At 46.8% G+C, this 21,374-nt stretch carries 15 protein-coding genes; 14 read left to right on the top strand and 1 reads right to left on the bottom strand.

The window, feature by feature from the left end; all coding sequences use genetic code 11:
- Positions 1 to 137: 137 nt before the first annotated feature.
- On the top strand, positions 138 to 977 hold the full coding sequence (locus tag ACMN7X_RS04525; RefSeq protein WP_418746303.1) for a Cof-type HAD-IIB family hydrolase: 840 nt from the start codon (positions 138 to 140) through the stop codon (positions 975 to 977).
- Between the two features lie 88 nt (positions 978 to 1,065).
- On the opposite strand, the gene ACMN7X_RS04520 is transcribed toward ACMN7X_RS04525, so the two are convergent.
- Positions 1,066 to 2,670 carry a CTP synthase gene (locus ACMN7X_RS04520; RefSeq protein WP_418746302.1) on the bottom strand — a complete coding sequence of 535 codons (1,605 nt, stop codon included), beginning with the start codon at positions 2,668 to 2,670 and terminating at the stop codon, positions 1,066 to 1,068.
- A gap of 185 nt (positions 2,671 to 2,855) precedes the next feature.
- On the opposite strand from ACMN7X_RS04520, the gene ftsH reads away from it, so the two are divergent.
- From ftsH to ACMN7X_RS04455, 13 genes are all read left to right on the top strand, one after another.
- Positions 2,856 to 4,835, top strand: a complete 1,980-nt coding sequence (ftsH, locus tag ACMN7X_RS04515; RefSeq protein WP_418746301.1) for an ATP-dependent zinc metalloprotease FtsH — start codon at positions 2,856 to 2,858, stop codon at positions 4,833 to 4,835.
- A gap of 137 nt (positions 4,836 to 4,972) precedes the next feature.
- Positions 4,973 to 6,841 carry an excinuclease ABC subunit UvrC gene (gene uvrC / locus ACMN7X_RS04510; protein ID WP_418746300.1) on the top strand — a complete coding sequence of 623 codons (1,869 nt, stop codon included), beginning with the start codon at positions 4,973 to 4,975 and terminating at the stop codon, positions 6,839 to 6,841.
- A 58-nt stretch (positions 6,842 to 6,899) separates the two neighbouring features.
- Entirely contained in the window at positions 6,900 to 7,856 is a 957-nt protein-coding gene (hprK, locus tag ACMN7X_RS04505) for an HPr(Ser) kinase/phosphatase (RefSeq protein WP_418746299.1), read from the top strand.
- 1 nt (position 7,857) lies between these two features.
- Positions 7,858 to 8,844: an ROK family glucokinase gene (locus tag ACMN7X_RS04500; RefSeq protein ID WP_418746298.1), complete on the top strand. Its 987-nt coding sequence runs from the start codon at positions 7,858 to 7,860 to the stop codon at positions 8,842 to 8,844.
- A 15-nt stretch (positions 8,845 to 8,859) separates the two neighbouring features.
- Complete coding sequence (gene murB / locus ACMN7X_RS04495) at positions 8,860 to 9,777, top strand: UDP-N-acetylmuramate dehydrogenase (RefSeq protein WP_418746297.1); 918 nt, start codon at positions 8,860 to 8,862, stop codon at positions 9,775 to 9,777.
- Positions 9,778 to 9,789: 12 nt separating this feature from the next.
- Positions 9,790 to 10,665 (top strand): RNase adapter RapZ, encoded by an 876-nt coding sequence (rapZ, locus tag ACMN7X_RS04490; protein ID WP_418746296.1) that lies wholly within the window; start codon positions 9,790 to 9,792, stop codon positions 10,663 to 10,665.
- Positions 10,666 to 10,698: 33 nt separating this feature from the next.
- Complete coding sequence (whiA, locus tag ACMN7X_RS04485; RefSeq protein WP_418746295.1) at positions 10,699 to 11,649, top strand: DNA-binding protein WhiA; 951 nt, start codon at positions 10,699 to 10,701, stop codon at positions 11,647 to 11,649.
- 27 nt (positions 11,650 to 11,676) lie between these two features.
- Complete coding sequence (locus ACMN7X_RS04480) at positions 11,677 to 11,931, top strand: HPr family phosphocarrier protein (protein WP_418463858.1); 255 nt, start codon at positions 11,677 to 11,679, stop codon at positions 11,929 to 11,931.
- 84 nt (positions 11,932 to 12,015) lie between these two features.
- Entirely contained in the window at positions 12,016 to 15,471 is a 3,456-nt protein-coding gene (locus ACMN7X_RS04475; protein WP_418746294.1) for a pyruvate carboxylase, read from the top strand.
- Between the two features lie 173 nt (positions 15,472 to 15,644).
- Entirely contained in the window at positions 15,645 to 17,471 is a 1,827-nt protein-coding gene (locus tag ACMN7X_RS04470) for a peptidylprolyl isomerase (protein ID WP_418746293.1), read from the top strand.
- A gap of 133 nt (positions 17,472 to 17,604) precedes the next feature.
- Positions 17,605 to 19,143 (top strand): Na+/H+ antiporter NhaC family protein, encoded by a 1,539-nt coding sequence (locus ACMN7X_RS04465; RefSeq protein WP_418746292.1) that lies wholly within the window; start codon positions 17,605 to 17,607, stop codon positions 19,141 to 19,143.
- The gene (locus ACMN7X_RS04460) at positions 19,103 to 19,801 is read left to right on the top strand and encodes a C39 family peptidase (protein ID WP_418746291.1); all 699 of its coding nucleotides are present in this window, start codon (positions 19,103 to 19,105) and stop codon (positions 19,799 to 19,801) included. Before ACMN7X_RS04465 ends, ACMN7X_RS04460 begins: the two co-directional genes overlap by 41 nt.
- A 28-nt stretch (positions 19,802 to 19,829) precedes the next feature.
- A complete protein-coding gene (locus tag ACMN7X_RS04455; RefSeq protein ID WP_418746290.1) occupies positions 19,830 to 21,329 on the top strand; it encodes a cellulase family glycosylhydrolase in 1,500 nt (499 codons plus the stop codon).
- The last annotated feature ends 45 nt before the right edge of the window (positions 21,330 to 21,374 follow it).

The raw sequence follows: 21,374 nt of genomic DNA, 5'->3' as shown, positions 1-21,374 counted from the left end.
TATTGACAAAAGGTATATAATGTGTTATGTTAAGAAATTAACATAACAATTAATCAGCCCTTTGAATCCCATAATAATATAACCCTTAGAAGCCGTTGTCGTATGATAGCGGCTTCTTGCTTTACAAAGGTGGATTTATGAAAGCAATTAAGCTGGCGGCCATGGACATTGATGGCACTTTAATAGGAAAAAATAAAATATTAACGGGGCGGACCAGAAAAGCGTTGACAGCGGCAGCGGCGCAGGGAATCCATCTGGTAGTGGCCAGCGGACGGGCTCTGCAGGCCCTGCCGAAGGAATTGATCGGAATTCCGGGGATGGAATATGTAATTACATCCAACGGAAGCAGCATATTTCGGCTTTCAGACAGGAAGAGAATCTATGCTCAGGATATGATGCCGGACCAGGTTCAGAAGCTTCTGGCATTTTATAAAAATTATGATTGCCCAATGGAGGCATTTATATGCGGAGTACCTTATACATCCAGGGAGTATTTTGAGCGGCCGGGGTATTTTGGAGCCGGTCCGGCTTCTGTGGAGTATGTTCGGACGACCCGGCAGCCGGTGGAAGATATGCGGACCTTTGTTGAGGAGCATAAAAATGAAATTGAAGGCATTAATTTTATTTTGCGGGATATGGAATTAAAGGCAGTCATGCGGCGTCAGCTTGAAACTTTTGATGGACTTTATGTGACATCATCGGTTCCGCGCTATTTGGAGATCAGTCATGGCAGCGTCTGCAAGCAGAGCGCTCTGGCATGGCTGGTGCAAAAACTGGGTATTTTGCCGGAAGAGGTGGCAGCTTTTGGGGACGGCGAAAATGATCTGGAAATGATTCAGTATGCCGGACTCGGCGTGGCTATGGGAAATGCGGTTCCGCTTCTTAAACAGGCGGCTGATTTAATAGCGCCGGCCTGCGATGAAGACGGGGCGGCCCGGGTGCTGGAGCAGCTGGCCGAAAAAAGGCACATATCATAGAAAAACAGCTATATTCTTACGGAAAGCTTGAAACGCTTTCTGAAAGAATATAGCTGTTTTATTTTGTCGGATAAAATTTACGAATAGATCAGGAATTGCGTTTTAATGCCGCCTCTATAAATCCGCGGAAAAGCGGATGGCATTTATTCGGACGGGATTTGAATTCCGGGTGGGCCTGGGTTGCGATGAACCAAGGATGGGAATTCAGTTCGATCATTTCAACAATTCGGCCGTCCGGGGAAACACCGCAGAGGCTCATACCGTTTTCGACCAATTCCTGGCGATAGTCGTTATTAACTTCATAGCGGTGACGATGGCGCTCTTCAATTTCACGGGTGCCGTAGAGCTGGTAGGCTTTGGAATTCGGGTCGAGAATACATTTGTAAGCGCCGAGTCTCAAAGTGCCGCCCAGATCAGTGATTCCGTGTTGATCCGGCATAATATGGATAAGCGGATGGGTTGTTGCCGGATTTAATTCAGAACTGTGGGCATCCGCATATCCCAGAACATGGCGGGCAAATTCAACGATAGCCATCTGCATGCCGAGGCAGAGCCCGAGAAACGGAACATTGTTTTCGCGGGCATACTGGATGGCAGTGATTTTACCTTCAATGCCCCGGTCGCCAAAGCCGCCGGGAACAAGAATACCATCAACATCTCCGAGAACTTCCTGGACATTGTAGGAGCTGACAAGTTCGGAATCCACCCATTTGATATGAACTTCTGTATGGTTGGCAACACCTGCATGTTTTAAAGCTTCGACGACACTCAGATAAGCATCATGGAGCTGGATATATTTTCCGACAAGGGCAACGGTAACTTCCTTTTCCGGATGTTTCCAGGCATCGACCATGGCTTTCCAGTCCTCCAGATCCGGTTCCGGGCAATCGATGCCGAGCCGCTTGCAGACCACATGGGCCAGATGCTCTTTTTCCATAGCAAGGGGCGCTTCATAAAGGACTTCCACATCCAGATTTTCAATAACACAATTTTGAGGAACATTGCAGAACAGAGAAATCTTATCTTTGACTTCATCCGTCAAAGGAAGTTCAGACCGACATACGATCACATCCGGCTGGATTCCCAGAGCCTGAAGATCCTTGACCGTGTTCTGGGTTGGCTTTGTTTTCATTTCTCCGGAACTGCGCAGATATGGAATCAGTGTGACATGGATCAGCATACAGTTCTCCCGGCCGATATCATGCTGAAACTGACGAATGGATTCAAGAAATGGCTGGCTTTCAATATCACCGACAGTGCCGCCAACCTCAATAATTGCAATCTCTGTTGCCTTATTCTGCTCATTACGATAGAAACGACTCTTGATCGCATTGGTGATATGTGGGATAACCTGAACAGTGTTGCCGCCGAAATCACCCCGGCGTTCCGCGGATAGTACATCCCAGTAGACCTTTCCGCTGGTTACATTGCTGCGGCTGTTCAATGAGGTGTCGATAAAACGTTCGTAATGCCCCAGATCCAAATCGGTTTCCGTGCCGTCATCAGTGACAAATACTTCGCCATGCTGGTATGGATTCATTGTTCCGGGGTCCACATTTAAATATGGGTCAAATTTCTGCATAGTGACATTGTAGCCTCTGGCCTTTAGAAGCCGTCCGAGAGAGGCTGCCGTAATACCCTTTCCAAGGCCGGATACAACACCTCCGGTGACAAAAACGTATTTTACTGCCATGCTTGCTCCTCCTTATACTGTATAAATCAAGGTTGTCAATATCAATAATTAAGTCATTATACACCCAATTTCACAGTTTATCCATACTTTTTTCATCGAAAATTTAGGAACAAGTATTGATTTGAGAACGAAGGACCATTATAATAATTAAATGGCAGCCTGAAAGTGCAGGCAGAGGAGGAAGCATGGAAGATAACAACAGAGATGATAAAAATAAAAAAAATGATGAGAACAAAAAGAATATACAAAATCTGATCATAATTATGATTACGGCTTTTTTAGCGGTTATGCTGATTCACGGGTTGCTTTCAAAGATGCAGGAAGGCCGTCGGGAGGAAGTACCTTATAATCAGTTTCTTGAATGGGTCGATGCCGGAGAGGTAAAGAAGGCGGAGATTAAATATGATACCATCGAATTTGTGAAGGATGATTCAGAGTGGGCGGTTACTTATTGGACAGGAAAGGTTGACTATGATGGCCTGGCTGAACGGCTGGAGGCCGGAGGCGTGGAATTCAAGGAAGAGGTTACCTCATCCAGTTCGATGATACTTTCCATATTTATGTCCTATATACTCCCGATCATTGCGATGGTGGCAATGTTCTGGTGGCTTATGCGCTCCATGAAGGGCGGCGGTATGATGGGCGTTGGAAAGTCCACGGCCAGAACTTATATGCAGAAGGAAACAGGAATTACATTTAAAGATGTGGCGGGACAGGAAGAATCCAAGGAATCTCTGACGGAGATTGTGGATTTCCTTCATAATCCGGCAAAATATACGAAGATTGGCGCCAAGCTGCCGAAGGGGGCCCTGCTTGTAGGACCTCCGGGAACAGGTAAAACCCTTCTTGCCAAAGCGGTCGCCGGGGAGGCGAATGTACCGTTCTATTCCCTGACGGGTTCGGATTTTGTCGAAATGTTTGTCGGCGTGGGCGCATCCCGTGTCCGCGATCTGTTTAAAAAAGCGCAGGAGACCGCGCCGTGTATTATTTTCATTGATGAGCTGGACGCCATCGGGAAAAGCAGGGATTCCAGATATGGCGGCAATGATGAGAGGGAGCAGACATTGAATCAGCTGCTCTCGGAAATGGACGGGTTTGATTCATCCAAAGGTATCATTGTGCTGGCGGCAACCAACCGTCCGGAGATTCTCGATAAGGCGATTCTCCGTCCGGGACGGTTCGACCGGAGGATTATTGTGGAAAAGCCGGATTTGATCGGACGTGTGGATATTTTGAAGGTCCATGCGAGAAATGTTCATATGGATGAAACGGTTGACTTTGAGGAGATAGCGAAGGCAACCTCCGGGGCGGTGGGCTCCGATCTGGCGAATATTATTAATGAAGCGGCGCTTTTGGCTGTAAAACGGGGGCGGAACGCCGTATCCCAGACAGATTTATTTGAATCTGTTGAGGTGGTTATCGCGGGTAAAGAGAAGAAAGACCGTATTTTGAGCCAGAAAGAGCGCAAAATTGTCACTTATCATGAAGTGGGACACGCACTGGTAGCCGCATTGCAGAAGAATACCGAGCCGGTTCAGAAGATCACTATTGTGCCGAGAACGATGGGAGCTCTGGGATATGTTATGCAGGTGCCGGAGGAGGAAAAGTTTCTTATGTCTCAGGTTGAGATGGAAGAAGAACTGGTGACGATGCTGGCCGGGCGGGCTGCGGAGAGCATTGTTTTTGATTCGGTGACAACGGGTGCTTCGAACGATATCGAGCGGGCGACATCTATCGCCAGGGCCATGGTGACTCAGTATGGTATGAGTGAAAAATTCGGTCTTATGAGCCTTGAAAATGTCGAGGATCGTTATCTGAGCGGACATACTGTATTAAATTGTGGTCAGGAAACCGCGACAGAGATAGATAAAGAAGTGATGCAGATTCTTAAAACGGCTTATGATAAGGCGGTGGAACTGCTGAGTGAGAATCGGGAATGTCTGGATAAAATCGCGGATTTTCTGATAGAAAAGGAAACGATCACCGGAAAAGAATTTATGCGGATTTTCCGGGAAGTCAAAGGCATTCCGGAGCCGGAAGAAAAGGATTCAGTACCGGCTGCCGAGAATTCGGAGAAGAAGGCTGAGGTTTCTGAAGATGTGGTGAAAGCCGCTGAAAGTTCAGAGGATACGGCGAAGGCCGAAAATACGGAAAAGGACGAATAACCGGTTGAATGATTAAGAGGAAAGGTAAACAGCTTTACTTGTTGGATGAGTTGTTTACCTTTTTTTATTTCATATGATATACTGTGAATGATGAATGAAGGGTTTTCTGGAGAATACTTAAAGAGAGGAGCTCTGGAATGTTTGATATCGAAGAGGAATTAAAAAAGCTTCCGGCGAAGCCCGGTGTATATTTGATGCATAATGAGCGGGATGAAATTATCTATGTGGGAAAGGCGATCCGGCTGAAAAATCGAGTCCGCCAGTATTTTCAGGACAGCCGGAATCTGACGCCGAAAATTGCCCAAATGGTGACGCATATTACCCGGTTTGAATATATTATTACGGATTCGGAGCTTGAAGCGCTTGTTTTGGAATGTAATCTGATAAAAGAATACCGTCCAAAATATAATACGATGCTGACGGATGATAAGACTTACCCTTATATTAAGGTGACCACGGGGGAAGCCTATCCGAGAATATTGTTTTCCAGATTGATGAAAAAGGATAAATCCAAATATTTTGGCCCTTATACGAGTGCGGGCGCCGTGAAGGATACCATTGAACTGCTTCGGAAAATTTATAAAATACGGACATGTCATCGGAATCTGCCAAAGGACATTGGTATCGGACGGCCATGCCTGTATTATCATATCGGCCAGTGCGATGCCCCATGTCAGGGGAAAATATCCCAGGAGGATTATCAGAGGCAGATCCATCAGGTGCTCCAGTTCCTGGGAGGAGATTATGAGCCGGTTATTCAGATGCTGACAGAGAAGATGATGAAGGCGTCCGAGGATATGGCCTATGAAAAGGCGATAGAGTATCGGGATCTGATTCGAAGTATTCAGCAGATTACGGAAAAGCAAAAGGTGACAAGCTCTCAGATGGAGGACAGAGATGTTATCGGACTGGCACGTGCCGGAAATGAGGCTGTGGTGCAGGTTTTCTTTATTCGAAACGGAAGGTTGATCGGAAGAGATCATTATTATCTTACCGGTGTGGAAAATGAGAGCCGTTCCGGGGTGCTGACCTCTTTTGTCAAACAGTTTTATGGCGAATCGCCTTTTATTCCGAGAGAATTGATGATGCCGGAAGAAATCGAGGATGCAGAGATTATTTTGCAGTGGCTGTCTGAAAAGCGGGGACAGAAGGTGAGTCTCAGAGTGCCGAAAAAAGGCCAGAAAGAGCGGTTGGTGGAGCTGGCGTGTAAAAATGCGATGAACATTTTAAATAAAGACAGTGAAAAAATGAAACGGGAAGAGGCCCGGACAGTGGGAGCAGTGCGGGAACTGGCAGATTTGCTCGGACTGCCGCTGCTGACGCGGATGGAGGCCTATGATATATCAAATATCAGCGGCTTTGAAAAGGTTGGATCCATGGTTGTTTATGAAAAGGGCAAACCAAAACGCAGCGCCTATCGTAAATTCAAAATACGGGATATTCAGGGGCAGGATGATTATCACAGCCTGGAGGAAGTATTGACCCGGCGTTTTATCCATGGACAGAGAGAACAAAAAGAACTGGAAGAAAAAAACATGGACAGGTCAATGGGAAGTTTTTCTGTTTTTCCGGATCTGATTTTGATGGATGGGGGAAAAGGGCAGGTGCATATTGCCCAGAAGGTTTTAATGGAACTGGGGCTGGATATCCCGGTCTGCGGCATGGTGAAGGATGATTTTCATCGAACCCGGGGAATATACTTTGAGGATGAGGAAATTGTCATTGAGAGAAATTCAGAGGCTTTCCGGCTGGTGACCCGGATACAGGATGAGGCCCATCGGTTTGCGATTGAATACCATCGGAGTCTGAGAAGCAAGACCCAGGTCAGATCGATTTTGGAGGATATTCCGGGAATCGGTGAGACACGGCGCAAGGCTTTGATGCGCTATTACGGTGATATTCAGAAAATCAGGGAAGCTTCTGTCGAAGAGTTGAAGCAGGTACCATCCATGAATGAGGCGTCGGCGGAGTCGGTCTACACATTTTTCCGAAAACAGCCGCATTGATGTTGAATGGCGGATATGCTATACTTGTGGTGTAAACAAATGAAAGGAGAACAGCAGGATGTTTGATCATATACCAGATACGTATCACGTAAAATTAAGCACAATAATGGAACCGTTGGGGTTAAGTCTTTTAAATTCGGAGGTGGACACCGATAAGGTGGAACTCCGTCAGTGGGATGTGAACCGTCCGGCTTTACAGCTCGCAGGATTTTTTAAGCATTTCGATTTCGAACGTCTGCAGATTGTCGGCATGGTGGAGAGCGCTTATGTTGAAATGAATTATGATGACCACGGCGTGAAAATGTATGAGAAAATTTTTCAGGCCGGAATACCGTGTATGGTTTTCTGCCGTAATTTAAAACCTGCGGATGAGGTGATCGAGCTGGCGACCCGGTATCAGATCCCCCTGCTGCTTTATCCGGAGGGAACCTGCGGATTTATGAATAAAGCGATTCACTTCCTTCAGAAAGAGTTGGCGCCCAGAATTTCGATTCACGGCGTTTTAGTGGATGTTTTCGGTGAAGGCGTTCTTATCATTGGTGAGAGCGGTATCGGCAAGAGTGAAGCGGCGCTGGAATTGATCAAACGCGGACATCGTTTGGTTTCGGATGATGTGGTGGAAATAAAGAAGATCAGCGATACGGAGTTGATCGGAACGGCCCCGGATATCACCCGGTATTTTATTGAACTTCGGGGTATCGGAATTGTCAATGTGAAGTCTCTGTTTGGAATTCAGAGTGTCCGGGAAACTCAGAAGATCAGCCTGGTTGTCAAGCTGGAGGCCTGGGACAGAGAGAGAGAATATGACCGCCTGGGACTGGATGAGCAGTATACGGAGTATCTCGGCAATAAAGTAGTCTGCCACTCGATACCGATACGTCCGGGCCGGAATGTGGCTGTCATTGTTGAAGCGGCGGCTATTAATTACCGTCAGAAACAGATGGGGTACAATGCGGCACAGGAATTGTACCGCAGAGTTACAGGCAATATTCAGGGAAGGCAGGATGAATTTTAGAATGAAACATTGGACGATTGGTGTGGATGTGGGCGGAACAGAGATAAAGTTCGGCCTGTTTAATGAAGTGCTCAGGGAAAAATGGTCGATTCCAACCAACGTGTCAGATAACGGCGTTCATATCCTCTCAGAGATTGCGGATGCAATTGCTGAAAAGTGCCGGGCGATGGATATTTCAGTATCCTCCCTTGTGGGGATCGGTATGGGACTTCCGGGGCCGGTTTTGGATGGAAATATCGTGAAGGAGTGTGTCAACCTGGGGTGGTCAGAGGTGGCAGCGGCCGGAGAACTGTCCGGGCTTTTAGCGGAAAGGATGGGCTGCAGTCCGGCGGAGATTCCGGTGAAGGCGGCAAATGACGCCAACGTGGCTGCGCTGGGCGAAATGTGGCGCGGCGGCGGAAGGTCATGTACAAGCCTTGTTATGGTTACTCTCGGTACCGGTATCGGCGGAGGAATTGTCATCAATGGAAAGATTTTAAACGGAGCTTTTGGCTGCGCAGGGGAGATCGGACATATTATCTGTGTTGAGGATGAGGATATTACTGAAAAATGCAGCTGCGGGAACAGGGGCTGTCTGGAGCAGATCGGTTCGGCAACGGGCATTGTAAAATATACAAAATTGTGGCTTTCCCGGTCGGATATGCCGTCGGTGCTGAGACAGATACTTCAGGAGAAAGGAAGTATCAGCGCAAAGGATGTGTTTGATGCGGGCAAGGCCGGAGATGAGGCGGCAGAACAGATCATTGACCGGGTCACCGGGTATCTGGGCCGGGCGCTGGCAGGAATATGTGCAGTGGTAAACCCGGAATGTGTTTTGATCGGCGGCGGCGTGTCGGCGGCCGGAGAATATTTAAGAGAGAAAGTTGCACGGAATTTTAAGGAACAGGCCTTTTCCGGGATTAAAAATACGCCGGTACGGCTGGCTGTCCTGGGAAATGAGGCGGGGATTACCGGCGCGGCTTATATGATGATTTCTGAAAGAAAATAGAGAGGGAAGCATTTTATGACATTAGCAGAACAATTGAGAGCGGTGGTTGGCCGGGCACAGGTTTGCGAGAATGAGCCGATGAAAAATCATACGACGTTTCGGATCGGCGGGCCGGCGGATGTATTTGTTTCGCCGGAGACGGAGGAAAGTCTGATATGCGGCTTAAAATGGTGCAGGGAGCAGAATATTCCCTTTTATGTGATAGGCAACGGAAGCAATCTCCTTGTGGGCGATAAGGGCTTTCGGGGCGTTATATTCCGGGTGTGTAAAAACCTTGAAGATGTGGAAGTCAGGGAAGAGGCAGAAGCGGTTTATGTCCGTGCCGGAGCCGGAGTCATGCTGGCAAAGCTGGCAAAGCGTATTTCTGCCGGAGGTTATGCCGGATTTGAGTTTGCCACAGGTATACCCGGAACTCTTGGCGGCGCCGTAACGATGAATGCGGGGGCCTATGGCGGAGAAATGAAACAGGTCATCCGGTCCGTCCGGGCAGTAAACATGGCGGGAGATATTCTGGAACTTCCGGCAGAGGCGCTGGATATGGGATATCGCACCAGCCGGGTGCAGAAGGAACAGATGATTGTTTTATCGGCGGTTTTAAAATTTAGCAGAGGCGATGCAGCGAAGATTTCAGAGCGGGTTGAAGAGCTCACCCGGCAGAGAAAGGAAAAACAGCCGTTGGAATATCCAAGTGCGGGAAGCACTTTTAAACGGCCGGAAGGTTATTTTGCCGGAAAGCTGATTCAGGATGCCGGATTGAAGGGGTATCGTGTGGGAGATGCCATGGTATCGGAAAAACACAGCGGTTTTGTGATCAATGCAGGCGCCGCGACCGCTTCGGAGGTACGGCAGTTAATGACGGATGTGGATACAATGGTTTATGACAAGTTTGGCGTACATTTGGAACCGGAGGTACGGCTGATCGGAGAGTTTTAGGAGGCAAAAAAGATGCGCTTTGTTATTGTGACGGGGATGTCCGGGGCCGGAAAAAGTTCTGTTCTGAAAATGCTGGAGGATATTGGCTACTTTTGCGTGGATAATCTTCCGGTACCGCTTTTGCCGAAATTTGCGGAACTTGTATCCGCGCAGGGAGAAAATGCCATGAGTCAGGCAGCTCTCGGTATTGATATTCGGAGCGGCGAGGGGCTGGCTACGGTTAATAAGGTGCTTGAAAATATTGAGGACCTGGAGATTAATTACGAAATTTTATTTTTGGACTGTGAGGATGCGGTTCTCATTAAACGCTATAAGGAAACGCGCCGCCAGCACCCGCTGGCTGTGGGCGGCCGGATTGAAGAGGGTATTAAAAACGAGCGGAAAAAGATGCAGTTCTTAAAGAAGAGGGCCAATTATATCATTGACACCAGTCAAATGCTGATTCGGGATCTGAAGGGGGAAGTGGACAAAATTTTTGTGAAAAATGAACCTTATCAGAACTTTTATCTGACGGTGTTGTCTTTTGGGTTTAAGTACGGTATTCCAACGGATTCGGATTTAGTATTTGACGTGCGCTTTCTGCCAAATCCCTATTACGTGGAAAGTCTTCGGAAGAAAACAGGCAATGAACCGGAAGTCCGGGACTATGTGTTAAATTGCAGGGAGTCGGGAATGTTTCTGGATAAAATTGAGGATTTGCTGGAGTTTCTCGTGCCTCAATACATTAAAGAGGGAAAAAATCAGCTGGTGATCGCTGTCGGATGTACCGGGGGAAAGCACCGCTCGGTGACAATGGCTAATGGAATTTTCCATCGGATGAAAGCGAAAGGGTACAGCTCGAAAGTAGAGCATAGAGATATATCCAAAGATGCGCTCAGAAATAAATAAATCCGGTCCGGGCCGGTAGATTGAGGTGATGGTATGTCTTTTTCAGGCCGGGTGAAGGAAGAATTATCCTATCAGACAGGCAGCGCCATGCACTGCCGGATTGCTGAAACGGCGGCAATTTTAAGTATGTGCGGACATGTTTTCCGGGAAAAAGAAGGAAACGTATCAATAAAAGTACAAACAGAAAATCTTGCGGTTGCAAGAAAATACTTTACATTGTTGAAAAAAACATATAATATAGAGTGTGACATAAGTATAAGGCATCATATCCATACGGGAAAGAGCCGTACATATATACTGGATGTAACAGATGATTACGCTGCCAGGAAAATTTTGAGTTCGGTGAAGTTTATGAATGGTGACGGAGAAATTGAGGAAAACTATGCGATAGTTCATTCAATGATTCTTCGGATGTCATGTTGTAAACGTGCATTTTTACGAGGATTGTTTTTATGCGCCGGTTCCATCAGTGAACCGGAGAAAACTTATCATTTTGAAATTGTATGTACGACACCGGAAAAGGCTCGGCAGATATGCGATATGATGAAAACATTTAATATCGACGGAAAATGTATTATCCGAAAAAAGTATCACGTTGTGTACATTAAGGAAGCATCTCAAATCGTGGACATGCTCAATGTCATGGAGGCCCATGTTTCACTGATGGAGTTGGAGAATATCCGGATTTTAAAGGAAATGAGGAATTCTGTAAACCGGCGTGTTAATTGTGAAACGGCAAACATTTCCAAGACAGTATCTGCGGCCGTAAAGCAGATTGAGGACATAAGATATATACGGGATACCGTGGGATTCAGTGAGCTGACGGATGGATTGAGGGAGATCGCCGGGCTTCGGCTGCAGTATCCGGAAGCATCGTTGGCAGAATTGGGTAAGTTATTGTCGATTCCTGTGGGTAAGTCGGGTGTGAATCACCGATTACGAAAGTTGAGTGTGTTAGCGGACGAATTAAGGTCTGAAAATTAGCAAAGGGTAGAAAGGCAAGGTACGAGTATGGTTTCAAAAAGCATGACGATTAATATTCCAAAGGGGTTGGAAGCCCGGCCTGTAGCATTGCTTGTTCAGGTGGCAAGCCAATACGAGAGCAGCATTTACGTGGAGATTCAGGAGAAAAAGGTAAATGCAAAGAGTATTATGGGAATGATGAGTCTTGGACTGGCTGAAGGTGAAAAGATTACAATCATTGCAAATGGACCGGATGAAAACGCTGCGGTTGACGCAATTGACAAATATATTTCTAAGCAATAATCGAGTGGAACATGTTTCTGAGATCGAAGGTGTATTCCTGCACCTTCGATTTTTGAAAATATGAGGTAAAAAGGAGGAAGTGGGATGAAAACAAAGGGGATCAGGAAATTTAAAAAAGTACTGGTTGCAAACCGTGGGGAAATTGCAATTCGCATTTTCCGTGCCTTGAATGAATTGGGGATCGGTACGGTTGCTGTGTTCTCAAAAGAGGACAAGTATGCCATGTTCCGTACAAAGGCCGACGAGGCATATGTTCTGGATATGGAAAAGGGACCGGTAGACGCCTATCTGGATATGGATACGATCATTCGTATTGCAAAGGAGCATCAGGTGGATGCAATTCATCCGGGGTACGGTTTCTTATCAGAAAATCCATATTTTGCAGAGGCCTGTGAGAAGAGCGGGATTGCCTTTATCGGGCCGACGGCAGATATGATGCGTGCCATGGGAGATAAAATTTCATCAAAGAAGATGGCTATGGAAGCGGAAGTGCCGACCATTCCGGGAATCGATAAAGCGGTGGAAAACTATGAAGAAGTTGAAAAAGCGGCAGATTTTATCGGCTATCCGGTCATGCTGAAGGCTTCAAACGGCGGCGGCGGCCGCGGTATGCGAATTGTGAACACGCCGGATGAACTGGAAAAGGCCTATCGCGAAGCCCGTGAAGAGTCCAGGAAGGCCTTTGGCGACGAACAGATTTTTATCGAAAAATATTTAAGAAGTCCAAAACATATTGAAGTCCAGATCCTGGCGGATAGTCATGGCAATGTTGTTCATCTCTATGACCGTGATTGTTCCGTTCAGAGACGTCATCAGAAGGTTGTGGAATATGCGCCGGCTTTCACTGTGCCGGAGGAAGTTCGTGAAGAAATTTTCGCAAGTTCCATTCGACTGGTAAAACATGTGGGTTATCGGAATGCGGGAACATTAGAATTTCTTGTGGACGATCAGAATCATCCGTATTTTATCGAAATGAATCCGCGAATTCAGGTAGAACATACGGTATCCGAAATGGTTACGGGAATTGATATTGTTCAGTCCCAGATCATGATTGCGGAGGGTTATGCCCTTGATTCGGAAGAGATCGGAATTCCGTCCCAGGAAGCCGTAAAATTGAACGGTTATTCTATTCAGACACGTATCACAACCGAAGATCCGGTGAATAATTTCCTCCCGGATACAGGCAGGATTACGGTTTATCGTTCCGGCTCGGGCAATGGCCTTCGTTTGGATGGCGGCAACGCCTACACAGGCGCAGAGATCATGCCGTATTATGACAGTCTTCTCGTTAAGGTTATCTCCTATGACCGCACATTTAAGGGAGCCATCCGCAAGTCTCTCCGTGCGCTGAAGGAAATGCGTATCCGGGGCGTTAAGACGAATATCCAGTTCCTGATCAACGTTTTGAATCATGAGATTTTCCAGGAAGGAAAATGCTATACGACCTTTATCGAGGAAACGCCGGAATTGTACGATTTGCAGAAAGGGCAGGACCGTGCGACAAAGATTCTCGAATTTATCGGTGATAAAATTGTCAATCCGCAGAATGGCGAAAAACCATATCTGGATGTACATCGCCGTCCGGTTTATGATGAGAAAAAACCGATTTACGGCGCGAGAGATGAATTTCTGAAAATGGGTGCGGAAGCTTTCACCCAGAAAATTTTGCGGGAAGACCGGCTTTATGTGACCGATACAACCATGCGGGATGCGCAGCAGTCGCTTTTTGCGACCCGTATGCGTACAAGGGATATTATTGATGCGGCGCCGGCCGCCAATGCTTTCCTTGCGAACGCATTTTCTGCAGAGGCGTGGGGTGGTGCGACCTATGATACGGCCTATCGTTTTCTGAAAGAATCTCCATGGCGCAGACTTTCCGCATTGCGTCAGCTGATGCCGAATACATTGATTCAGATGTTGATTCGCGCATCCAATGCAGTCGGCTACAGCAACTACCCGGATAATGTGGTTAAGGAATTCATTCAGGTTTCCGCAGGCCGCGGGATTGATGTGTTCCGTATTTTTGACAGTTTGAACTGGATGGAAAATATGAAGATGCCGGTGGAGGAAGCACTGAAAACAGGCAAGATCGTTGAGGGCGCCATTTGTTATACCGGTGACATTTCCGATCCGAATGAAACGAAATATACATTGGATTATTATATGAAGAAGGCGAAGGAAATTGAGGCCATGGGCTGCCACATTCTGACGATCAAGGATATGGCGGGTCTGCTGAAACCGTATGCGGCAAAAACATTGATTACCGAGTTGAAAAAAGAGCTGAATATTCCGGTCAATTTACATACGCATGATACGACGGGCAGTGGTGTCAGCACGGTTTTAATGGCAGCGGAAGCCGGCGTGGATATTGCGGATATGGCGATCGAGTCAATGAGTTCTCTGACAAGCCAGCCGTCAATGAATACCATTGTCTGCACTCTGAAGGGTACAGAGAGAGATACAATGCTGGATATTAATGAACTCCATGAATTGAGCGAATATTATGCACGGGTTCGCGAGGTTTATAAGCCGTTTGAGAGCGGTATGTGCACGCCGAATTCTGAAATTTATAAATATGAGATTCCGGGCGGACAGTATTCCAACCTTCTGGCCCAGGTGAAAGCAATGGGCGAAAAGGACCGGTTTGAGGATATCAAGCGTCTTTATAAAGAAGCCAATGATCTGCTTGGAAATATTGTAAAGGTAACGCCTACATCTAAAGTTGTCGGTGACCTGGCAATCTTTATGTTTAAGAATAATCTGGATAAAGATAATATTCTGACCGATGGAAAAGATTTATCTTATCCGGAATCCGTTGTGGAATATTTCAAGGGTATGATCGGTCAGCCGGACGGCGGTTTCCCGGAGGAATTTCAGAAAATTGTTCTCAAGGGCATCGAGCCGATCAGCGTTCGCCCGGGAACTTTGCTGGAGAGTGTGGATATTAAACAGATTGAGGCCTATTTGAAGGGTAAATTCGACTTGTCTTCCTTCACTCCGCTGGAGATCCGTCAGAAAGCTGTCAGCTATGCGTTGTATCCGAAGGTATATGAAGATTATTGCAATCATCTGGAAGCTTATAACGATGTATCCCAGCTGCAGAGCCATGTTTACTTCTATGGCCTGAGGCCGAGAGAAGAAACGATCGTGGATATCGGTCAGGGCAAGACGCTGATTATTAAATATATCAGTAAGACAGCCGCCAACGATGAAGGAAAATGCACATTGACTTTTGAAGTCAATGGTTCCGTCCGCGAAATCGTGGTTGAGGATAAGAATGAGATTGTCCATGTAAACAAGAAACCGAAGGCAGATAAATCGGATCCGAAGCAGATCGGCTCCTCTATTCCTGGAACGGTATGTCAGATTTTCGTTAAGAAAGGTGATAAAGTTGATGTCAATACACCGCTTCTTGTTGTGGAAGCTATGAAGATTGAAACGACCATCGTTTCCAAAACAGCCGGTGTGGTTGATGAAATCTTTGTCACAGAGGGCGAGAAAGTAAATTCTGAGGATCTGTTGGTAACATTTAAACTGTAAAGATAAAAAATTCTCTCCGGTTGAACTTAAAAAGGTTTTCCGGAGAGATTTTTTTGTATTTTTTGTGAAATTACTATTATTTTTTCAGGAAATATTGTAATATTACATATAGGATTTTCAGGAAGGAGAGGCGCGGTTCAAATCCGGAAGGATTTTGCACTGCGGGAAAAAGTATGTCTGATAAAGAAAAGAAGCAAAATGGACAGGCAGGCGGAGTGGATTCCCAGAAGCCTGAAAAGAAAATGACGAAGTATGATTTAAAGATGCAGCGTCGAAAAGAAGAGGAGCTGAGACAGCAGAGAAGGGCAAGATATTCAACGATTGCCGGAGTGGTTATAGTACTTCTTATCGTTGGAGTGCTCGGATGGAAAATTTATGGCGGCTATCAGGATAAGCATGGCGCCTATGTCACTGTCGGAGAACATGAAGTTCAGCGTTCCGAATATGAATATTACTTTTACAGCGGCATCAACAGCATGTATTCCTATTATGGCAATTATCTGAGCTATATGGGCCTTGATCTGTCAAAACCGCTGGATGAGCAGGCTTATATGGAGTCGATGACATGGAAGGATTATTTTGACCAGCAGGCCATCGGCCAGTTAAAGCAAGTATATGCATTAACGGATGAAGCGGCAGCCGCAGGTTTTGAGTATGATGCTTCGGAAGAGGTGAATAGCTTTGTGGAATCTGTCGAAGCCGGCGCCGCCAATGCGGATAAGAGCGTCAGCGATTATGTGAAAGCGGCCTACGGTACATTGGCTACCCTGGACAATGTTAAATCCTATGTCGAGAGGAGCAGCATTGCCACAGCCTATTATGACAGCATCGAAGATGCCACAGAAATTACCGGTGAAGAAGTTAAAACTTATTATGACGAAAATAAAGATAATTATGATTCAGTAGATTATCTGGCCTGCAAGATTGAGGCAGATATCCCGGAAGAAGAGACAGAGAATGTTGAGACCGAAGCAGACGGCGAAACCGAGACAGATGCCCCGGCAGAGACAGATGTCGAAACCGAGACAGATGCTGAAACAGAAACGGCCGCTGAGACTGAATCGGAAACTCTGAGTGAAGAAGAAAAGGCAGCTCAGGAAGCTGAACAGGAAGCAATCGAAGAAGCGGCAATGGCCGAAGCGAAAACCAGGGCCGATGAAATGCTGAATGAGATTTCTGATGAAAGCTCTTTTGAGGAATTGTATTCAGAGTATGCAACAGATGCCTCGGCGGAAGTCGAGAAAACAAATGTGAAAAAATCATCTGTTTCGCCTTCAGCCGTGGCGGAGTGGCTGTTTGACAGCGCGCGTCAGGCCGGAGATACAGAGGTGATCGAGGATACATCGGGTAAGGCTTATTATGTTGTCTACTTTATAGATCGTTATCTGGATCACACGAAAACTGTGGATGTGCGGCATATTCTGATCAGCTCCGACGCAGAGACAACCGAGGATATGACGGAAGAAGAAAAAGCGACGGCCGAGGAGAATGCCAAAGCGGAAGCAAAACAGAAGGCCGAAGACATTTATGCGGAATGGAAGAATGGCGAAGCCACAGAGGACAGCTTTGCAGCATTGGCGGAGGCGAACAGTGAAGATACCGGTTCCAGCGCCAACGGCGGACTGTATGAGGCAGTAACAAAAGGCCAGATGGTAGCTGCTTTCAATGACTGGATTTTTGATGATGCCCGGAAACCGGGAGATACAGAAATTGTAGAAACCGATTATGGATATCATGTGATGTACTTTGTCGGCGACAATGCGGAAGAGTGGTACACGAAGATTGAGAGCACCCTTCTTTCAAACAAAATGCAGGAATATATGACCAATCTGACAGACAGCCTGGAAGTTGTCGATAAACGAGGCAATATTGATTATCTGCATGTCAGCGAAACCGAGTCGGAATCGGCAACCGATACCGCGGCAGAGACAACCGCGGATACAGATGGTGAAACTGGAACGGCCGGGGAAACCGAAACAACGTCAGAAACTGAAAAATAAATAAAGTTTAAAAATGTTCTCCCGCAGGGAACCGTTTCGGGGCCTTTGCGCGGAGAACATTTTTATGTTGTATATTTCTATGGAATCCGATAAAATAAACTTAATATGTACAAAAGAAGGGGGAGTTTATTTTATGGATGGCGCGATGTTTATCGGCACATGGTGGTCTTTGGTGCCGCCGTTATTAGCGATTATTCTGGCGCTGGTGACAAAGGAGGTTTACAGTTCTTTATTTATCGGTGTCGCTTTTGGAGCGCTGTTGTATACGGGTTTTCATCCATGGAATGCCTTTGTCGCTTTTTTTGATATCATGAAGAGCAGTATGAATTTAAATATTCTGATCTTCGATGTACTGCTCGGCATGATCATCGTTTTGATGGCAAAGTCGGGCGGTTCGGCGGCTTACGGCAAATGGGCCGGAACGAAAATCAAGTCAAAAAAAAGCGCCATGCTGGCGACAACGGGGTTGGGAGTTCTGATTTTTGTGGATGATTACTTTAACTGTTTGACGGTCGGTTCGGTTATGCGGCCGGTGACGGACAGATTTAAGGTGTCCAGAGCAAAGCTGGCTTATATTATTGATGCGACGGCTGCACCGGTCTGCATTATTGCGCCGGTTTCCAGTTGGGCGGCGGCGGTGAATTCCTATGTGCCTGCTGATGCGGGGATCACCGGATTTCAATTGTTTTTGAGAACGATTCCTTATAACCTGTATGCGCTGCTGACCCTGGTGATGGTACTTTATATCGCTATCACCGGATTTGATTTTGGATTAATGAAAAAGCATGAACAGAATGCAGCGAAAGGGGACTTGTTTACCAGCGGCGGTGAAGAATTTGAGCAGATCAAAGAGGAAGAGGTATGTCCGAACGGGCGGGTATTTGATTTGGTTCTGCCGGTGGCCGTGCTCATTGTTTCTGCTGTCGGAGCTATGATTTATACAGGCTTTCTGGGCGGGGCGACCGATATTATCACCGCCTTTGCCGGATGCGATGCGGAGACCAGCCTGATTTTTGCAACAATGATTACGGTATTCTTTATGCTGCTGCTCTATCTTCCGAGGAAGGTGGTTACATTTAAGGGCTTTATGGACAGCTTTGTCGAGGGCTTTAAATTGATGATTCCGGCTGTGGCAATTTTGATTTTTGCCTGGTCTTTAAAAGGCGTTGGAGACGCCCTTGGTATTGCTGCATTTGTTGAGGGACTTGTGGGAAGCAATACTTCCGCAAGTATATTCATTCCGGCAATTATGTTTATGATTGCCATATTCCTTGCTTTTTCAACAGGGACAAGCTGGGGAACATTCGCAATCCTTGTTCCAATCGTCATTGCCATGTTCCCGGGAGCAGACCGTTTGGAAATGATGATCATTGCTGTTTCGGCCGTTCTTGCCGGAGCTGTCTGCGGTGACCATGTATCGCCGATTTCCGATACAACGGTTATGTCTTCGGCGGGAGCCCAGAGCAATCATATCAATCATGTGTCGACTCAGATGCAGTATGCGACGGTGGTTGCTGTTGTCTGCATCGTTGGATATCTCATCGCCGGTTTTGTGAAAATATGGTGGGTGACTTTGGGAATGAGTATCGCCATTTTATTCATTGTGTTGACTTTTATGAGAAAATATTCCGATGGGAAAAGCGGGAGGGCTGCAGCAAGTGATCCGGATTGATGCACCTTATATCAGCCAGAAAGGCAAATATCCGACCGGGTGTGAGAGCGTGTCAACTGTGATGCTCCTGAGATTTTTAGGATTTGAATTGTCCGTGGATAAGTTTATTCAGGATTATTTGGATTGCCGGGGCTTCGAAATGCGGGATGGTCAGCTTTATGGGCCGGACCCGAGGGAATGTTTTTGCGGCAGTCCCTACAGCGAGGATGATTTTGGCTGCTATGCGCCGGTCATATGCAAAGCGCTGAAAAAGTTTTTTTCGGAGGCCGGGAGCATCTCTGTGGATGGCAGGATTCGGGAGAATACCGAAATTCAGGAGAATGTCGGAAAAACAGTCTGGGAACCGGTGGATGAAACAGGGACTCCGATGAATGTGTTGCTGAAACGCTATATTGATGATGGCATGCCGGTCATTTTTTGGGCTTGTATTGATATGCGGGAGCCGATCATTGGGCCGGAATGGAAGCTGTTGGATACGGGGGAGATATTCACCTGGATATCTAATGAGCATTGCATGCTTCTTGTCGGTTATGACGACGAGGGGTATTATTTTAATGACCCTTATGAGGGCCATGGCTGCGTGTACTATCCAAAGCAATTGGTCGAAGCGCGGCATAGAGCCCAGTATGGGATGGCGGTCGGCCTTCGAAGAATTTGAAGTGGTTGATGGAAATGAGGAGAAATTTATGAAAAAGTTCAAAAGATCAATGTTTCTTTTGTTGTGTATGTGTTTTGCGGCCTTTAGCCTGTCCGCATGTAAAAAGACAGCGGAAACAACGGCTGATGAGACAAAGGAAACAACGGTAAATGAAGCGGAAGAAAGTGAAACGCGGGGAGGAGAAACGGCGAATCCCGGAAAAGAAACGGTATCGGAAACGGAGGCGGCAGAAGCGTCGTCAATTCAGTCGCCTTCCGTATGCGGCAGCCTTTCCGTTAAAGGAACACAGCTTGTGGATGAGAAGGGTGAGGCTGTTCAGTTAAGAGGATTAAGTACCCATGGAATTGCAAGCTTTCCCCAGTATGTCAATGAGGAACTTTTTGGGGAGTTTCGCCGGGAGTGGAAGGCTAATGTTATCCGTCTTGCCATGTATACGGCAGAATCCGGGGGCTATTGCACGGATGGGGACAGAGAGTATTTGAAAGATCTGGTTCGAAGCGGTGTGGAGTACGCCACCGGCCAGGATATGTATGTCATTGTTGACTGGCATATTTTGTCGGATAACAATCCAAATATGCATAAAGATGAAGCTATAGATTTTTTTGAACAGATGTCAAAAGAATTTTCCGGGCATAACAATGTCATCTACGAAATCTGTAATGAGCCAAACGGCGGCACATCCTGGGAAGAAATAAAGACCTATGCCCAGGAGGTCATACCGGTGATTCGCGCCAATGCGCCGGATGCGGTAATTTTAGTGGGGACTCCGAACTGGTCCCAATATGTCAATGAGGCGGCGGCAAACCCGATTACCGGATATGAAAATATTATGTATACGCTGCATTTTTATGCGGCTACGCATACCGATGATCTGCGCAGCACTATGACGGCGGCCATTGATGCGGGGCTTCCGATATTTGTATCAGAGTACGGAATCTGTGATGCCAGCGGCAACGGAAATATTGATGAGGCGCAGGCAAATGCCTGGGTACAGGTGTTGGATCAATATAATGTCAGCTATGTGGCGTGGAATATTTCCAATAAAAATGAAACCTCGGCAATTATTAAAAGTACAGTGGAAAAGACTAACGGACTTTCCTGGGAGGATTTAAGTGATTCCGGCCAATGGCTTTATCAGGTTTTGACAAATGAAAAAGGCAGTGATCTGGAGGCAGAGCCAGTCTCCGCTCAGAGCGGCAGCCTGGATACGGTCACAAAAAGCGGCGACATGGAGGTCGCGGGGACTCAGGTTAAACATTGGGAGTCCAATGGTCAGCAGTTTTATCAGTATGATCTGACTGTAAAAAATATTTCGGGACAGCCGTGCCGGAGCTGGACGGTGGATGTGAAGTTCAACAGTGATATTTCTTTGTCCGACAGTTGGAACGGACAGTATTCTGCCGATGGGGATACGCTGCACATATCCTCAGTGGATTATAACGGAAATCTCTCTGCAGGCGGCAGCACGGGCGATGTGGGATTTATTGTCAGCGGCGCCGCAGGATTGGAGATTTTAGCCGAAGAATAACAATGGATCAGTATCGGGGAAAATACAGGTCCGGGGAGTGAGGTC

This window comes from Frisingicoccus sp. (assembly GCF_048388605.1).
Classification (GTDB): domain Bacteria; phylum Bacillota; class Clostridia; order Lachnospirales; family Lachnospiraceae; genus Frisingicoccus.
Note: the sequence above shows the minus strand (reverse complement) of the source record. Positions and strands in the feature narration are given on the sequence as shown.

Excerpts from the sequence above, each read along its gene's own strand:
- ftsH (WP_418746301.1), top strand. The coding sequence starts at position 2,856 with ATGGAAGATAACAACAGAGATGATAAAAATAAAAAAAATGATGAGAAC.
- ACMN7X_RS04480 (WP_418463858.1), top strand. The coding sequence starts at position 11,677 with ATGGTTTCAAAAAGCATGACGATTAATATTCCAAAGGGGTTGGAAGCC.
- ACMN7X_RS04455 (WP_418746290.1), top strand. The coding sequence starts at position 19,830 with ATGAAAAAGTTCAAAAGATCAATGTTTCTTTTGTTGTGTATGTGTTTT.
- ACMN7X_RS04520 (WP_418746302.1), bottom strand. The coding sequence starts at position 2,670 with ATGGCAGTAAAATACGTTTTTGTCACCGGAGGTGTTGTATCCGGCCTT.
- rapZ (WP_418746296.1), top strand. The coding sequence starts at position 9,790 with ATGCGCTTTGTTATTGTGACGGGGATGTCCGGGGCCGGAAAAAGTTCT.
- ACMN7X_RS04470 (WP_418746293.1), top strand. The coding sequence starts at position 15,645 with ATGTCTGATAAAGAAAAGAAGCAAAATGGACAGGCAGGCGGAGTGGAT.
- murB (WP_418746297.1), top strand. The coding sequence starts at position 8,860 with ATGACATTAGCAGAACAATTGAGAGCGGTGGTTGGCCGGGCACAGGTT.
- ACMN7X_RS04500 (WP_418746298.1), top strand. The coding sequence starts at position 7,858 with ATGAAACATTGGACGATTGGTGTGGATGTGGGCGGAACAGAGATAAAG.
- whiA (WP_418746295.1), top strand. The coding sequence starts at position 10,699 with ATGTCTTTTTCAGGCCGGGTGAAGGAAGAATTATCCTATCAGACAGGC.
- ACMN7X_RS04475 (WP_418746294.1), top strand. The coding sequence starts at position 12,016 with ATGAAAACAAAGGGGATCAGGAAATTTAAAAAAGTACTGGTTGCAAAC.
- ACMN7X_RS04525 (WP_418746303.1), top strand. The coding sequence starts at position 138 with ATGAAAGCAATTAAGCTGGCGGCCATGGACATTGATGGCACTTTAATA.
- hprK (WP_418746299.1), top strand. The coding sequence starts at position 6,900 with ATGTTTGATCATATACCAGATACGTATCACGTAAAATTAAGCACAATA.
- ACMN7X_RS04465 (WP_418746292.1), top strand. The coding sequence starts at position 17,605 with ATGGATGGCGCGATGTTTATCGGCACATGGTGGTCTTTGGTGCCGCCG.
- uvrC (WP_418746300.1), top strand. The coding sequence starts at position 4,973 with ATGTTTGATATCGAAGAGGAATTAAAAAAGCTTCCGGCGAAGCCCGGT.
- ACMN7X_RS04460 (WP_418746291.1), top strand. The coding sequence starts at position 19,103 with ATGGGAAAAGCGGGAGGGCTGCAGCAAGTGATCCGGATTGATGCACCT.